Below are 16280 nucleotides of genomic sequence, written 5' to 3' on the forward strand. Positions count from 1 at the left end.
GCATGAAAAACCTGAAAAAAATATTGCTGATAGTGGCAGTGGTCGTCCTTATCGGGGGCGCTGCGGGAGGTTCGTACTTTATTTACGAGAGCATCAACTACTTCTCCACGGAAAACGCCCAAATAACGTCCGATATAATTACGCTGACACCGGAGGTAACCGGCAAGCTGAAGAACTGGGACGTCAAAGAAGGGGACTTGGTTAAGGCCGGGCAGGTGCTCGGGAAACAGGACCTCAGCATGATGGTCACCAGCACCGCGATGAATCCCCAGACGCTGGCCAATTCAGCTGATACCATTATCTCAAAAGCCGATATCAAATCGCCGATTGACGGCAAGGTAGTACTTTCAAATGTGGTCAAAGGCCAGGTGATTTCGCCGGGTATGGAGATTGCGACCATTGCGGATACCTCGCACATATACATCAAGGCGAATATTGAAGAAACCGATATCACCAGGATCAAGCCGGGGCAAAAGGTGGACATTAAAATAGACGCTTACTCCAATAAATCTTTTACAGGATATGTCGAGAGTATCGGGCAGGCCACCCAGTCGGCCTTCAGCCAGTACCCGTCGCTTAACACCAGCGGCACTTTTTCAAAGGTCACCCAGCTCATCCCGGTGAAGATTACCATTACCAATGCTGACAACCTCACCCTCATGCTCGGTATGAATGCCACAGTGAAAATCCATGTCAAATAATGAAAGGGGGTTTCTAGTGTGTGGAAACCGGTTAAAAAATCCCTGGCAGTCTTCCTGACAGTACTTTTAATGTTTACAGCAGCCGGCTGCGGCGGCCGGAATGAGAACAAGCCGGAGGCGGTCACAGTGGCAGTGGCTGAGAACCAGGAACTTGAAACAACGCTGGAACTGAGCGGTGTTTTAGTGCCCGTCCGGACAGTCGACATATCAAGCAAAGCTTCAGGCAAAGTGGTCAGCCTGGGTTTCAATGTCGGCAGCGAGGTAAAGGCCGGGGATGTTCTGATACAGCTGGATACGGACGCGTTAAACGCTCAGCTGGCACAGGCGGAAGCAGGCCTGCAGTCGGCCGAGGCCGCGGCGGAGTCGGTACGGAGCCAGGCTTCTCTAGCCAGAATAAACCTGGACGCTGCCCAAAAACTGTTTGACCGGACCAAAGTCCTTTACCAGTCGGGCGCAGTGTCGCAAAGCCAGATGGACGATGTTACAGATAAGCTGAATATAGCGCAAAACCAGTTTGAGAATGCCTCCGGACCGGCGCAGGACCAGGCTCAGGCCGCGATCAGCACAGCCCGCGCCAATATACGGAATCTTCAGGTGCAGATTGATAATACCACGATCAGGAGCCCGTTAAACGGGATCGTGACAGTACAGAGTGTAAACGTTGGCCAGTCGATCTCCCCAAATGTTTCGGTTATTTCCATTGTCGACACCTCGACCCTAAAATTAAAAACTACTATATCACAGGATTTACTGCCGCTGTTGTCGGTCGGCCGGGAAATGGAGATAACCATCGACAGCTACCCGGACAGTAAGTTCAAAGGCAATATATCAAGCATCGGCCCAATTGCGGTCAGCACGGGTGAAGTATTCCCCCTGGAAATATCGATTAATAACAGTGGCAGCCTCACGGCCGGCCTGTCGGCCCGTGCGTCGCTGAACACGACAGTCAGGGGAATTATGGTCCCGGCAGCGGCGGTCGCGCAGGGCGGCGGGGAAAGTTATGTGTTTGTAATTAACGAAAATACCGCTGTGAAGCGGGTTGTCAAAGTCGGGCTGAAAAACGATAAGACAGCCCAAATCTTAAAGGGTGTCAGCGCCGGTGAAAGGGTTGCCGTCACCAATGTAGGCTCGCTGTCGGATAATAAGACGGTTACCGTCAACTAATTGAACAACTAGCGGAGATAGATAGATCAAATGGTAAAAATATTCCGTTTTTTAAAGCCATATATCTGGAACTTGTTCTGGGTCATAGTGTTTCTTTTTGCCCAGGCTATAGCGGAGCTCTACCTTCCCACGCTCATGTCGGAAGTAGTCAACAACGGCATGATGAAGGGTGATACCGGATACATCTGGAAATACGGAAGCTACATGCTGCTGGTGGCGCTGGGCAGCAGTTTTTGCTCCATAGTGGGCAGCTACCTGTCTTCCATAACCGGTATGGGCTGCGGCAGGGACATCCGCGACAGCGTTTTTTCGCGTGTGGAAAGCTATTCCCTGAATGAATTCGATAAAATTGGCACTGCATCGCTTATTACCAGGACCACCAACGATATTATCCAGGTACAGACCCTGCTGGTAATGGGTTTGCGCTTTATGGTCTTTGCCCCGATCATGTGTGTCGGCGGCATCATTATGGCCTATTCAAAGGATAAGCAGCTGACTTTGATCCTGGCTGTAGTCCTGCCTGTAATGCTGATCCTGATCGGCACCCTGGCCACGGTAATCGTTCCCCTCTTTAAAGCAATGCAGATCAAGCTTGATAAAGTAAACCTGGTCCTGCGCGAGAACCTGACCGGGATCAGAGTGATCAGGGCTTTTAATAGGCTGGCAAGCGAAAACCAGCGGTTTGAGGCGGCTAACCGCGACCTGACCGACAACGCGATCAGGGTTAACAAAATAATGGCCTTAATCCAGCCAGCCATGATCATCATCATGAACCTGACCTCTATAGCCATCATCTGGTTCGGAGGCCACCGCATCAGTCAAAACATCATGCAGGTGGGCGACATGATGGCGTTCATCCAGTATGCTATGCAGGTTATGTTTTCCATCATCATGGTGACGATTATGTTTGTCATGGTGCCGAGAGCACAGGCTTCGGCGGCCCGGATTAATGAAGTGCTGGAAGTGGAACCCGGTATCAAAGACCCGCCGGAAAGCATTATGTCAGACAGCCAGAGAGGTCATGTGGAGTTTAGGGATGTTACTTTCAGTTATCCCGGCGCCGAGCTGCCTGCCATCAGCAATATATCTTTTAATGCCAGTCCCGGTGAGGTTACCGCCATTATTGGCGGCACAGGATCGGGCAAATCTACCCTGATCAACCTGATTCCACGTTTTTACGATGTTGACAGCGGCTCAGTATTAGTAGACGGCGTGGATGTCCGGCAGATGAACCAGAAAGACCTCAGGGCCAAGATCGGGTTTGTGCCGCAAACACCGGTCCTTTTCAGCGGCACCGTTGCCGAAAACATCCGTTACGGTAAGGCTGATGCGACTGACGAAGAAATCACCCATGCGGCTGAGGTGGCCCAGGCCAGCGAATTTATTACCGCGCTAAAGGATGGGTATGAGTCTATGATCGCCCAGGGTGGGACCAACCTCTCCGGCGGCCAGAAACAGAGGCTTTCCATTGCCCGCGCGCTGGTCCGCAAACCCGGCATATATATTTTAGACGACAGCTTCTCAGCCCTAGATTTTAAGACTGACGCGCGGCTACGGGCAGGGCTGAAAAAAGAGACCACCACTTCCACAGTGATCATTGTAGCCCAGAGGGTGGGAACAGTGATGGACGCCGACAGGATAATTGTACTGGACGAAGGGCGGATTGTGGGGATGGGCAGGCATAAGGAACTAATAGTTTCGTGCAATGTTTACCGTGAAATAGTTTCTTCCCAATTGTCGGAAGAGGAGATTGCGTAACGAAGATGAGTTTAAAAAATTCACAACAGCCGGCCCGCCAGCGCCCCGGCGGCCCAATGGGCCGCGGCGGCCACATGATGGGGATGCCGGTAGAAAAAGCTAAGGATTTCCGGGGTACTTTAACCAGACTGACAAAATACCTTAAACCGGAGAAATACCGTTTTATAGCAGTTTTTTTTCTGGCTATCGCGAGTACCCTTTTCTCCATTGTCGGCCCCAAAATCATGGGGAAGGCCACGACCAAGCTGGCTGACGGGGTCCTTGCCAAATACGCTTATTTTACCAAGCTTTATATGGCAATACAGGAAAACATGCCGGCCGCGGTGGTCAACAACCTGAAAAAGCAGCCTATCCCGGGTTTTGATTTTGGATATATAGGGAAGATACTGCTGCTGCTGGTGGTGCTTTATATATTCAGCGCCCTGTGCAGCTACGTGATGGCCTACATTATGTCGGGCGTGTCCCAGAATACTGTCTACAGGATGCGTAACGACGTCAAGGATAAGCTTGACCGCCTGCCGCTGAAATATTTCGACCAGCGGACCTATGGCGAGATCCTGAGCAGGGTCACCAACGACATGGACAACATAGCGACGACACTGCAGCAGAGCCTAACCCAGCTGATAACTTCTTTGATCACTGTTATCGGCATCTTGATCATGATGCTCAGCATCAGCCCCTTGATGACCCTGATCGCGGTTGTGACGCTCCCGGTCAGCATGCTTATAACCATGCAGATAGCGAAAAATTCTCAAAAGTTTTTCGCGGCCCAGCAGAAATGCGTCGGGGAACTGAACGGCCATGTCGAGGAGATGTACGCGGGGCATAAAATAGTTAAAGTCTTCGGGCATGAGGAAGATTCCATTGAAAAGTTCAAGGAGATTAACGCGCGGCTATACGGGGTGGGGTGGAAAGCCCAGTTTATTTCCGGTATTATCTTCCCTGCCTTAAATTTTGTCAACAATATTGGTTACGTCCTCATCTGCGTTGTCGGCGGCCTGCTGGTGGCGCATAAAAAAATCGAGGTGGGTGATATCCAGGCCTTTATCCAGTACATCAGGCAGTTCACCCAGCCGATCATCCAGGTGGCCAATATAGCCAACGTGCTGCAGTCCACGGTAGCCTCAGCGGAGCGGGTATTCGAGGTCCTGGACGAGGAGGAGCAGGTCCCCGACAGTGAGGACGCCAAAGTGATCGAGTTCCCGCAAGGCAGGGTCAAATTTGAACATGTAAAATTCGGCTATAAAGAGGACACCCCGCTTATGGACGACCTCAGCATTGATGTTAAGGAAGGGAGCACCATCGCCATCGTCGGTCCGACCGGGGCAGGCAAGACGACCCTGGTAAACCTGATCATGCGCTTCTATGAGGTGCAGGGAGGCCGCATCACAGTCGACGGTGTGGATATCAGGGACATGAAGCGCGGTGATCTACGCGCCATGTTCGGCATGGTGCTGCAGGATACCTGGCTGTTTAACGGAAGCATCAGGGACAATATTGCTTACGGCCGGGACGGAGCAACTGAGGAAGAGATTATCAGCGCGGCTAAAGCCGCCAATGCCGATCACTTCATCAAGACTCTGCCGGACGGCTATGACACCATCTTGAACGAGGAGGCCTCCAACATCTCGCAGGGGCAGAAGCAGCTTTTGACCATTGCCCGCGCCATCCTGGCCGACCCCGCCATCCTCATCCTCGATGAGGCCACCAGCAACATCGACACCAGGACCGAGGTACTGATCCAGAGGGCGATGGCAAACCTGATGAAAGGCAAGACTAGTTTTGTAATTGCTCACAGGCTTTCAACGATCCGCGACGCCGACCTGATCCTGGTGATGAACCAGGGGGCCATCATCGAGCAGGGCAGCCACACCGAGCTCCTGGCCAAAGGAGGCTTCTACGCCGAGCTGTATAACAGCCAGTTTACGGGAGCAAGTGCCTAAAATTACTGATGCAGATACAATAACTTAATAACTTAGGTACCCGGTACCGTATAGGAGTTGTAAAAACCAGGGTATCGGCAACATTCCAGGCATCGGGCCATATTATGGTAAACAGGTAGAAGAGAAAATTTGGTTGATTCAAAAAAGGCTCAAGAAGGTGTATATAATGTTTTGGCCGTACTGTTTTGAGAACAACTGGTACTATGTAACGGGGCCGGGAAATTTAACGGACCTGCAGGTACACGCTGGAGATATTTCTTTTTTGGTCCCCTTCTGGTTTGGTGTGACCGAACAGGGAACGCTGGTCGATCGGTCCGATGCGGACACTTTACTTTTTGCCCGGCAGGTTGGCCTGCCGCTGCTGGCGATAGTGCATAATTTCGCCAGCCGTGAGTACGGGCCGCTGATACACCGGCTGCTGACGACAGAAAGCCTGCGCCGGGCACTGGTGTCAAATATTTTGATGATGCTGGTAAGCAAGGGTTTTGCCGGGGTGAATATAGATTTTGAATTCATTCCTCCTGAAGACAGGCCATACTTAACAATGTTTATGGCTGAGCTTTACCATACGCTTAAGCAATATGGGCTGATTGTAACTATTTCGCTTCCCCCGGAATTGAGAGATGAACCAGACCACCCTTTTTCCGGCGCCTTTAGTTACCCGGACTTGGCTTGCTATAGTGATCAGGCTTATATACTGGCTTATGATGAGCACGTGGCGAAACCAGGCCCCATTGCTTCCATAGGTTTTGTCCGCCAGGTACTTTCATACGCCCTTTCTGTTATCCCCCGCCAAAAAATTCGTTTAGGTGTGTCAGTCTATGGCCGTGACTGGACAATAGGCGCAAAACAGCTTCCCAGGGAATTATCCTTCCAGGAAGCGATAAATACAGCTTATTGTAATAAGGCAGTAATCCGGTATGATCTTGAGGCGCAGGCGCCGACTTATACTTATGAAGTGAATGGCGCCAGGCATGTGGTGTGGTTTGAGGACGTGCGCAGTTTTGAGGCCAAACTGAGCGTCGCTGTTCAAGAAGGAATAACGGGCATAGCGGTATGGCGGCTTGGTCTGGAGGACCCGCGCATCTGGGAACTGCTCCGGAGGATGCTGCTGTGTTGAAAAAGAATCGCAAAAAAGAAGCCGCGCAGGCTTCTTTTTTAATATCAGATTTTTAAATCATGAACATACCGAACCCGATTACAAGCAGAATCAGGATCAGAAAGAGGAGAAACGCCCAACTTCCCATACCAGCGCCTCCACCGGTGCCCATACCACCACAACCGCCGCCGTCAAAACCGCCGCATCCTCCGCCAGTGCCAAATGCCATATTTAGCCCTCCTTTCAAGTTCTCTTTTATAATATGAAAATGGCAAATTATGGTTACAACATTAGTCTGCGACATATTACAACTATTCAAAAAGGTTTCACTTGTTGTTCACTCCTTGTTCACAATGGCGCTTTATAATCGAACCTGTGGGACAAAATCACCATTATGAAAGGAGATAGAAAAGTGAAAGGAAAAGCAGCTAAGTTGATAGGCAGTGCCATTTTGTTCGGAGGGGTTATGTTGTCTGCTGTTTGCCCCGCTTTAGCGGCCGGCCCCCAACCCGGGCAGTTCCGGACTCCTCCAGGTATGCAGAGCCAGGCGGCCTGCCAGGGGACAACCCAGAGTCAGTTTTCTGAAACTAACGCGCCCCCCCAGGGACCGGGACCGGGACAAGGACAACAAGGACAAGGGTTTGAAGAACTATTTAGCCAGTTAGTAACTGACGGTACCCTGACCCAGGAAGAGGCTGACGCGGTAATTGAGGCGCTGGGCCAGGGACAGGGCGCCAGGCCCGATGAGATTATCAGCCAGCTGGTAACCGACGGCGTTATTACCCAGGAGCAGGCTGATGCGATAACGCAAGCATTTCCTCAACCCCCGGCTCCCCCGGCGGATGACAACCAGGAGTAATAGCAGGGAGGCGCCTCACGGCGCCTCCTGTTTTGCTTTTACTTGCCGTCAGTCTATAAAAGGGAAAAGTAGCGCAGCCGGAGAAATGTATCTTCAAATTAATTTTGGAGAGGACCGATCCATGGGTATCACCAAGAGTATTCTCATCGCTGACGATGAACCGCGTATGATCAAGCTTGTCTCTGATTTTCTGAAGAAAGACGGATACAACGTTTTCATAGCGGAGAACGGCCGGCAGGCACTGGATATTTTCAATGAACGTCACATCGACCTGGTTATTCTGGATGTGATGATGCCGGAATATGACGGCTGGGCGGTGTGCAGGGAAATACGCAAATTATCGCGGGTACCCGTCATCATGCTGACGGCCCGTACCGGCGAATCGGACGAATTGTTCGGCTTTGAACTGGGGGCGGATGAATATGTGACCAAGCCCTTTAGCCCTAAGGTGCTGATGGCCAGGGTACAGGCGCTGCTGAGAAGGGCTGCCGAAAACAAGAGCCCCAATGTTAACCTGGAAAGGTTGGAGATAGATATTAACGGCCGCTCTGTGATGGTTGACGGGCATTCACTGGACTTGAGCATGAAGGAGTTCGAGCTGCTGCTTTACCTGGTGAACAACGAGGGCAAAGCCCTTAACCGGGACCAGATCTTAAACGCTGTTTGGGATTACAATTATTTCGGCGATGCCAGGACCGTGGACACCCATATAAAAAAGCTCAGGCATAAACTTGGCGATAAGGGAATCTTTATTAAAACAATGCGCGGGTTGGGTTATAAATTCGAGGTGAAACCATGAGGCTGACCATCGGTAAAAAACTCTTTTGGGGTATGAGCGCGCTGATCATGCTGTTCGTAGCCCTGTCACAGCTGCTGAACAGCCAGTTTCTCGAGGACTACTATGTTTTGGAGAAAAAGAAGCAGCTAATGGATATTTACAGTTCCATTAACAAGATCTATCAAGGGGATGCCGACTCAATTTCTTTGGAACTGGAGAGATTGGAGCGGACTACGGGGATTCACATCGTAGTCTGCAATTCAAAACAGGAGCCAACATACCCTGTAAAAAAGACGATTCAAGAACCTAACGCGGGTAATCCTCCCATACCTCAGCCGCAAAACCTCAATCAACAAAACTCTAATCTTCCCCACCCAGGCCCTGAAAAAGAACTGAGCTTTGAAAGAAGCCTGATCCAATTGAACCTGGATAAAATCAGTGAAGGCAGGGAGGCCATCGTTTTCTCAAAGGATCCCAGAATTCAGACTAACTTCATCAACCTGGTAACCACACTGAACAACGGGGATTACCTGATTCTCAACACCCCTTTTGCTTCCATCAGTGAGAGCGTTAAGATAGCCAACCGCTTCTTTTTGTTCACCGGCCTGTTAACCCTGATCGCGGGCAGTGTTATCACCTATTTTATGTCCAGGAAACTTACCATGCCCATCCTGAAACTAAATGATATTGCCCAGAGAATGGCCAGGCTGGATTTCAGCCGGAAATACCAGGTAGAATCCACGGATGAAGTTGGCCAGCTGGGCGAGAGCATTAACTCGCTTTCTACTCAGCTGCATGGCGCCATATCCGAGTTGACTGAGGCAAATAAGAAGTTGTTGGAAGACATTGAGCGGGAACGAAGAATTGACCAGATGAGGAAGGAATTCATTTCCAATGTCTCACATGAGCTGAAAACGCCGATATCATTAATCCAGGGCTACGCGGAAGGGTTGAAGGAGAATGTTAATGAGGATGAAGAAAACAAGAACTTCTACTGCGCGGTAATTGCGGACGAGGCCAAAAAAATGGATAAATTGGCCGGAGAACTCCTGGACCTGTCCCAGATCGAAGCGGGAACTTTCAAGCTGGAGAAAAGCAATTTTGAAATATCCAGGCTTGCCGCCAAAGTCATGGATAAATACCAGCCAATATTTTCAGAGAAAAAGATCAATTGCAACCTGATGGCGGAACAGGGTTTAATTGTTTACGCCGACCGGTTCCGCACGGAACAGATACTTGTCAATTACCTCAACAACGCTATTAATCATGTTGACAGCCAGCGGTTGATTACCATATCAGTTCAATCCACACAGGACAAAGCCCGCGTGGCTGTGTATAATTCCGGGCAGCCCATTCCGGAGGAATCCCTGGGCAAGGTCTGGGACAGTTTTTACAAAGTAGACAAAGCCCGCACCAGGTCCTACGGAGGGACCGGGTTGGGGCTTTCCATCGTCCGGGCTATTCAAGAGATTGACAACAACAGATATGGCGTTTTAAACAAGTGGGGCGGGGTTGAGTTCTGGTTTGAACTTGATGTCGCTGAGTAATAATTGATTCACTTTGCAGCATATGGGGCTGTATTGAATTAAGTCGATAAGTGTGATATAAAAAAAGTGTCGAATTACCCGGAATTATAGTTTTATATCTTGAAATTACCGGGTGGAACAGCTTGGCATAGTGATCCAACTCGTTGATATGGTCCGATTAAACCGCTGAACTGATGGTTTTAATGTCTATATAAAGAGGGGGCTAAACAACGATGTTAAGTGGACGCGAGGAGGAACTGAAAACAATATGGGAAAACTTTCAATTAACGGGTTATGCTAGGCCTAACAGTATTTTAAGGGAAGAAGTTCTTGATTCGTGGAAAAGGTGCCGGTTAGCCAACATGGATCCTTGCTCTAAACCTAATAGGCGTATGCTTTCCGGGAAGGAACTTAAAGAAAGGATAACTAAAAACAGTTTACTTATAGATGCTGCTTCTTCTATTTTGCATATTTTTACACAAAGCATTGACAGCTCAGGTTTTAGATTTGATTTGCTCGATACTGATTTATTTCTCTTAACGCAATATGGGGACAAAAAGTCTATTGAAATAGCACAAAAACATGGTATATTTCCAGGTTTATGCCGGCAAGAGGCGGTTTCCGGAACCACTGCGATATGCTTGGCGGATGAATATAAAAAACCGGTTCAGCTGGTGGGCCCTGAGCATTATAATGTCAACCTTCATTCATTAACATGTTCTTCCACACCCGTGTTTTCATCAGATGGCAAGTATTTAGGGATCTTAAGCATGTCAGGGGATTTTTCTTTGTTTCATAAACATACGCTTGGCTTAGTGGTAGCAATGAGCAAGATAATTACACTTAATCTCATTGAAAAAGAAATATTGAAAGAGCAGCAAATGTCAAAAGAATACTTGAATAATATAGTAAATGCTATTTCAGATGGGATCATTGTTATAGATGATAATAATGAAATTAAAACGGTAAATACAGTTGCCGAAAAACTGTTTAATAAGAAACAAACAGAAATTATTAATACACCTGTTAAAAACATTTTTGGCGAAAATAACGTTTTCTCCAGGGTTTTGAAAACCAAGGAGTCTATAAACGATACCGAGGTTATGCTTCAAACGGGCGATAGAACTTACAGGTTTATCAGCAACATCAAAAATATGGAGAAACAGGCAGGCGTAATTGGTATTTTAAAGCCCATGTCCAGCGCCAAATCCATAATAAAGAATGTTTGCGGGTTAAAGGCGCATTACAGATTTAAAGATATAATCGGTGAAAGCAAGAAAATCAGAGATGCTAAAATTCTCGGCAAAAACGCCGCTTTAGTTCCGACGACAACCGTGTTGTTGCAGGGAGAAAGCGGTACGGGTAAAGAGATTTTTGCTCAGGCCATCCACAATGAAAGTTGTTTCAGAAATGGGCCCTTTGTGGCTTTAAACTGTGCCGCAGTACCCGGTGAGTTAGTTGAGAGTGAATTATTTGGTTATGAAGATGGCGCATTCACAGGGGCAAAGAAGTCGGGTAGACATGGCAAATTTGAATTGGCGGAGAACGGCACCATTTTTTTAGATGAGATAAACTCAATGTCCATGGCCATGCAGGCTAAGCTGTTACGAGTACTTCAAAACAAAAAAATAGTTCGCCTGGGTGGTAATAATGAGATTGAAATAAATGCACGTATAATCTGCGCTTCTAATAAAGATTTGTGGGAACAAGTCAAAAAAGGCCTTTTCAGGGAAGATCTATTCTACAGGATAAATGTTCTTACAATTGATATTCCACCACTACGTGAGATTAAAGAGGACATAGTTTTACTTGCGGACTATTTCAATCGCTTGAAAAGTAGGCAGTTTAATGTAGAGCTGGAGATTAGCCAAGAAGTATTTGAATTGTTTTGTCAATATGACTGGCCGGGCAATATCCGGGAGCTGGAGAATGTGATAGAGCGTTCAATGGTCATAGCCCTGGGCCGTCAGAGCCATACCATAGAACTGCAAGATGTTTTGAACTACCGGGGTATAAGTGATTTTTTGAACAACCTTTCTACGAACGCTGACAACAACAGCACAAATACACAAGTTTTTAATCTTTCCAAAATGGAAATGGACGCAATAAATGGAGCATTAAGTCATAGCAATAATAATCTAAGCCAGGCTGCCAAGATGCTCGGTATCTCACGAACCACCCTATACCGGAAACTTAAGAATCACAATTTGGATTGTAACATAATGTGACACATGTAACAATTTGCAACATTAATAACTAAAACCTGATGGTGCGCCTGCTTGCACCATTTTTCATTTATATGACTGTAACATATTGCACATAATAGTCGGCGCAAACCCTTATTATCCATGTGGCATAAATCTTGCTGATATTATTAATAACAACTGGTGAATCTATTTTTAAAAAGGAGTGATTGTGTGAAAAGCGACGTAGTGTTAAAGGCATTGCAGGACATCGTTGGTGAAGAGTGGGCTACTAGCGATGAGGCCACGCTGGTACCGTACTCGTATGATATCGGCGGGTTGTCGACCCCTTCCAGGCCTGCCGGCAGGGGTGAGTTTGTGGTAATGCCGCAAACTGTGGAGCAAATTCAAGAAATTATTAAACTTGCCAACATTGAAAAAGTTCCTGTCACACCCATTGTTTTTGGATCCAATATGGGGGGAGTCGCAATTCCGCTTGAGGGGGGAATTGTGCTCGACCTGCACCGGATGAACAAGATTATCGAAGTTAATGAAGTTGACAACTACGCCATTGTAGAGCCCGGCGTGTCCATGGGCATGTTTGAGCGTGAACTGCGTGGCAGGGGTTACTGGTTCCCGCTGCCGATGTCACCGCCAAACGCCTCGTCGGTAGTAGCCAACCTGTTGCTTACCGGTATCGGCCACTTTGCTTCCAAAATCGGCTGTCAGTCAGATTTGATTAACGGCGTGGAAGTAGTTTTACCAACGGGTGAACTTGCCCGCGGAGGTTCCTGCGCTTTCTCCGAGCACTGGCACTCACGCTACCCAATTCCGGATGTAATTGGCCTTTTCGTCGGCTGGCAGGGTATGACCGGTGTGGTGACCAAAATGTCCGTTCCGATTTTCAAGCGGCCGCCATACCAGATGTCCACCGGTTTCGGGTTTGACGATTACACCGAAGCGATTATGAATTGCATGATCCCGTTCCAGGCGAGAGACATTGCGCATGATGTCAGCGCCGCGACATGGAGCTTCCACAATATCCAAAAGTTTAAACACCCAATGCCGGAGAGGCCAAAAGAAGATCCCAAAATGTATGTCTATATGAGCCTGTGCGGATTTACTGAAGAAGAACTGAATTTCAAGAAAAAAATCCTTGATGATTTCTTGAATACCCAGAAAAAAGCGGGTCTTTTTACCTCATATAAAGAAGTTCCCCCATCTCCTGATTTAACAGAGATAATTCGCAACATTCCCAACCCCCGTTCGTTCAAGTTCTCAGATTTTAAACGTGGCGGCGGCGCTTGGGTAGGATCAATAACCGCGGCGTCTCAATGGCCGATTGCATTGCCCAAGCTCGATGAAATCATGATTAAATACGATGTTCCGCCTTCCACAAGATGTACTCTCCTGAAGGGCAGTAACTGTGGTATGTTCCGTTGCCGTTGGGGCTATGACAGCGGTAACTGGGATGAAATTCAGCGAATCCTTGAAATGAGTAAGGAGTTGCTGAGGGTCATCCTGGAACACGGCGGACTGATGTACAAGGCGCCTGTTTGGGGTTCGGATATAATGCTGGAAAAAGCGCATCCGGGATATAAGCTGCTGATGCAAAAAATTAAGAAAATGCTGGATCCCAACAATATTATGAACCCTGGAAGGTGGGGATTATAATATGGCAAATTCAGTTTTGGACAAGACTATTCAAGACTTCAAAGAAGATGTGTACCGCTGTTCGTTTGAGTGTTTCAACTGCACGACTTTTTCGCCGGAGTTTTTACCTTCTTGCCCGGCCTATGAGAAATATGGGTATTTTACTTATGCCAGCAGGGGTAGATCCGGACTTATGGAAGCTTACCTTGCCGGGAGGCTTCCCATATCAGAGAAAATGTCCGAGATAATGTTCTCGTGCTCGCTGTGTGGAGCGTGCCGGGTTTGTTGTCAGCAGGACTGGAAAGACTACAACATCGAAGCCTTTATGGCAATGCGCGGGGAAATTATAGAAAAAGGTTTTGCCCCGGCAAAGCTCAGGGACGCGCTGAAAAGCATTCAAAAATACGGTAACCCCTACGGAGTGCCGGGAGAAAAGAGGGGCGAGTGGGCAACCGGTGTTGATGTCAAAGAATATAGCGGCCAGGAGTACCTGTTGTATGTCGGCGATGAAGGATCGTTTGACGTTAAGGGGCAAAATATAGCAAAGAGCTTAATAAATGTCCTTAATAAAGCAGGTGTTTCCTTTGGTATTCTGGGTAAGGACGAAATTACCGACGGGCATGAAGTTAAGGCCGCGGGCGAATTCGGTTTGTATGAATACCTGATTGAGCAAAATGTTGAACTGTTTAAAAAACGCGGTGTAAAGAAAGTAGTTACGCTATCACCTCACGCCTATAACGCCATGAAAAATGACTATCCTCAGTATGGCGCTGATTTTGAGGTAATACACTATACCACCTTGCTGAATGATCTCATTAAAAGCGGTAAAATAAAACTTACCTCAAAGGTTGAGTCCAAAGTAGCTTACCATGATCCATGTTACCTGGGACGCTTTAATGAAGACTATGACACACCAAGGGAAGTTCTCAGAGCAATTCCAGGGTTAGAGCTGGTAAATTTACTGAGGGAACGGGATAAATCGTTCTGTTGTGGGGGAGGCGGCGCTAACAGTTACACTGATTTACTTAGCGGCGGCGATAATGCGCCCAGCAGGATCAGAATCAGGGAAATCCGTGACTCCGGCGCTGATATCGTAGCTGTCACATGTCCGATCTGCATGATTATGTTGGAAGATGCCATTAAAGCAGAGTCATTGGAAGATAAATTAGCGGTCAAAGATGTCTCGGAGTTGTTATTGCAAAGTGCTGCTTGTTGTTGCGGTTAAAATTCAAGGCTAACTGGTGGGAAAAGAATTGATTGCTTTTCCCACCAAATGCATACGGATCTTTTAAAAGTAAGGAGGTGAAAAAAATTAATAGCAAGCAACTTTTATTAGACACGTTGGTTAAGCCGGTAAAGGCGGACCGGCGCCCGGTTAGCCTGATTGGCGGTGGGGCGTGGACATTAAAACAGGGTGGCAGTAGTTTCAGGGAAATGGCCGGCAAACTGATCGAAGATCCTGCCGCGTTAAGCACCATTATGGTCAGTTTGGCAAATAAGTTAGGTGAGGGAATCGTTTATGTGGGGGCTGGTTATAACAATGTAATTGCCGCTTTAATCAGAGGAGTAGATTTAGTATATACCGCTGATTATTCACCCTACTTGCCGGGTTTTTCCGCTGAAGAAACAGAGAAGTTCATTAAGGAATGCCATAACTTTGATTTCAAGAAAATTTGGGAAGATTCTTTACTGGCTTCTTTCCTTGCCGTAGCTGAACAGGTTAAGGCTCATTTAAAGGAAAGCTGTGTAATCGCGCCTCTTACATGGGGTCCTTTTACACTGGCGGGACAGTTGATAGGCGTTGAAAGTTTGATGCGGATAATGGTTAAAGATCCTGAAGCGGCAAAGGCGGTAATTGACTTATCTGTTAATGCAGTTTGTGAATATTACAGGCCGTTTGTGGATAAAGGGCTGGTGGATATGATTTATCTGCCTGAACCTACGGCGTCCGGAGATATGATATCCGCCAGGATATTTGAAAAATTTACGGCGCCCGCGCTAAATAAGTGTTTGGAACCATATCACCGTAAAGGGTTGCCAACAATGGTTCACATATGTGGCAAACTGCTCGCGAACCAATTGACCATGCTCGATAATATAGAGAACATGGATGCTGTCAGTATAGACTGCAAGGTGCCATTAAAGGATGCCAGAGACCATCTGAAAAACAAATGTATAATGGGAAATCTTGATACGCTTCGGCTTGAGCGTGCAAGTGAAACGGAAATTATCGGCGACCTTAAGAAGATAATGGCTGAAATGGAGGGGCACGACAGGTTTATATTGGCTCCGGCATGTGATCTGGCTCCCGCCACACCCTTTTCTCATGTGAAAACACTATTTGACTTTGTTCATCTACATTAAAGGAGCAAGCACAATGGGCAGTTAGTTTTGGCGACCTTCTCCCCATATAGTGCCTGCTCCCGGAGTAACCAGCCAGCCTCTAGTATAGTACGAGCATTTCTTAAGGTGGTTGCTGACAAAGCCAACCGGCACTTGTCGGCAGCCACCGACCCAGAAGCTCTACTAGAGAACATAGCCAACATTATAATAGCATATTCCGGGCTCATTGTCATAGTAGGCTGGCCTTTAGAAAACATGATTTAAATAACTAGA

The 16280-nt window shown here is 47.7% G+C and carries 13 protein-coding genes; 12 read left to right on the forward strand and 1 reads right to left on the reverse strand.

Annotation, left to right across the window (positions count from 1 at the left end):
* Positions 1–2: 2 nt before the first annotated feature.
* The 5 genes from Pmgp_RS02920 (at position 3) to Pmgp_RS02940 (ending at position 6686) form a co-directional block, all read left to right on the forward strand.
* Positions 3–701 (forward strand): HlyD family secretion protein, encoded by a 699-nt coding sequence (locus Pmgp_RS02920; RefSeq protein ID WP_134212478.1) that lies wholly within the window; start codon positions 3–5, stop codon positions 699–701.
* Between the two features lie 18 nt (positions 702–719).
* Positions 720–1865 (forward strand): efflux RND transporter periplasmic adaptor subunit, encoded by a 1146-nt coding sequence (locus tag Pmgp_RS02925; protein WP_134212479.1) that lies wholly within the window; start codon positions 720–722, stop codon positions 1863–1865.
* Between the two features lie 30 nt (positions 1866–1895).
* Positions 1896–3623 (forward strand): ABC transporter ATP-binding protein, encoded by a 1728-nt coding sequence (locus Pmgp_RS02930; RefSeq protein WP_134212480.1) that lies wholly within the window; start codon positions 1896–1898, stop codon positions 3621–3623.
* A 5-nt stretch (positions 3624–3628) separates the two neighbouring features.
* Complete coding sequence (locus tag Pmgp_RS02935; protein ID WP_134212481.1) at positions 3629–5566, forward strand: ABC transporter ATP-binding protein; 1938 nt, start codon at positions 3629–3631, stop codon at positions 5564–5566.
* Between the two features lie 166 nt (positions 5567–5732).
* The gene (locus Pmgp_RS02940) at positions 5733–6686 is read left to right on the forward strand and encodes a glycosyl hydrolase family 18 protein (RefSeq protein WP_134212482.1); all 954 of its coding nucleotides are present in this window, start codon (positions 5733–5735) and stop codon (positions 6684–6686) included.
* Positions 6687–6738: 52 nt separating this feature from the next.
* Here Pmgp_RS02940 and Pmgp_RS02945 read toward each other — a convergent pair whose 3' ends face one another.
* Positions 6739–6894 carry a sporulation protein YjcZ gene (locus tag Pmgp_RS02945; protein ID WP_134212483.1) on the reverse strand — a complete coding sequence of 52 codons (156 nt, stop codon included), beginning with the start codon at positions 6892–6894 and terminating at the stop codon, positions 6739–6741.
* Positions 6895–7077: 183 nt separating this feature from the next.
* On the opposite strand from Pmgp_RS02945, the gene Pmgp_RS02950 reads away from it, so the two are divergent.
* The 7 genes from Pmgp_RS02950 to Pmgp_RS02980 all read left to right on the forward strand — a co-directional run bounded on the left by Pmgp_RS02950 (position 7078) and on the right by Pmgp_RS02980 (position 16028).
* A complete protein-coding gene (locus tag Pmgp_RS02950; protein ID WP_134212484.1) occupies positions 7078–7524 on the forward strand; it encodes a hypothetical protein in 447 nt (148 codons plus the stop codon).
* 121 nt (positions 7525–7645) lie between these two features.
* Positions 7646–8323, forward strand: a complete 678-nt coding sequence (locus tag Pmgp_RS02955) for a response regulator transcription factor (RefSeq protein ID WP_134212485.1) — start codon at positions 7646–7648, stop codon at positions 8321–8323.
* Entirely contained in the window at positions 8320–9849 is a 1530-nt protein-coding gene (locus Pmgp_RS02960; RefSeq protein WP_134212486.1) for a sensor histidine kinase, read from the forward strand. The genes Pmgp_RS02955 and Pmgp_RS02960 overlap by 4 nt, the downstream gene beginning before the upstream one ends.
* A gap of 212 nt (positions 9850–10061) precedes the next feature.
* Positions 10062–12056 carry a sigma-54 interaction domain-containing protein gene (locus tag Pmgp_RS02965; protein ID WP_134212487.1) on the forward strand — a complete coding sequence of 665 codons (1995 nt, stop codon included), beginning with the start codon at positions 10062–10064 and terminating at the stop codon, positions 12054–12056.
* Positions 12057–12245: 189 nt separating this feature from the next.
* Positions 12246–13685 carry an FAD-binding oxidoreductase gene (locus Pmgp_RS02970; protein WP_134212488.1) on the forward strand — a complete coding sequence of 480 codons (1440 nt, stop codon included), beginning with the start codon at positions 12246–12248 and terminating at the stop codon, positions 13683–13685.
* A gap of 1 nt (position 13686) precedes the next feature.
* A complete protein-coding gene (locus Pmgp_RS02975; RefSeq protein ID WP_134212489.1) occupies positions 13687–14889 on the forward strand; it encodes a (Fe-S)-binding protein in 1203 nt (400 codons plus the stop codon).
* A gap of 77 nt (positions 14890–14966) precedes the next feature.
* The gene (locus tag Pmgp_RS02980) at positions 14967–16028 is read left to right on the forward strand and encodes a uroporphyrinogen decarboxylase family protein (RefSeq protein ID WP_134212490.1); all 1062 of its coding nucleotides are present in this window, start codon (positions 14967–14969) and stop codon (positions 16026–16028) included.
* Positions 16029–16280: the final 252 nt, after the last annotated feature.

This window comes from Pelotomaculum propionicicum (genome assembly GCF_004369225.1).
Taxonomy (GTDB): Bacteria; Bacillota; Desulfotomaculia; order Desulfotomaculales; family Pelotomaculaceae; genus Pelotomaculum_B; species Pelotomaculum_B propionicicum.

Coding starts and splice junctions, on each gene's coding strand:
- Pmgp_RS02920 (WP_134212478.1), top strand. CDS start 3: ATGAAAAACCTGAAAAAAATATTGCTGATAGTGGCAGTGGTCGTCCTT.
- Pmgp_RS02930 (WP_134212480.1), top strand. CDS start 1,896: ATGGTAAAAATATTCCGTTTTTTAAAGCCATATATCTGGAACTTGTTC.
- Pmgp_RS02935 (WP_134212481.1), top strand. CDS start 3,629: ATGAGTTTAAAAAATTCACAACAGCCGGCCCGCCAGCGCCCCGGCGGC.
- Pmgp_RS02940 (WP_134212482.1), top strand. CDS start 5,733: ATGTTTTGGCCGTACTGTTTTGAGAACAACTGGTACTATGTAACGGGG.
- Pmgp_RS02945 (WP_134212483.1), bottom strand. CDS start 6,894: ATGGCATTTGGCACTGGCGGAGGATGCGGCGGTTTTGACGGCGGCGGT.
- Pmgp_RS02955 (WP_134212485.1), top strand. CDS start 7,646: ATGGGTATCACCAAGAGTATTCTCATCGCTGACGATGAACCGCGTATG.
- Pmgp_RS02960 (WP_134212486.1), top strand. CDS start 8,320: ATGAGGCTGACCATCGGTAAAAAACTCTTTTGGGGTATGAGCGCGCTG.
- Pmgp_RS02965 (WP_134212487.1), top strand. CDS start 10,062: ATGTTAAGTGGACGCGAGGAGGAACTGAAAACAATATGGGAAAACTTT.
- Pmgp_RS02975 (WP_134212489.1), top strand. CDS start 13,687: ATGGCAAATTCAGTTTTGGACAAGACTATTCAAGACTTCAAAGAAGAT.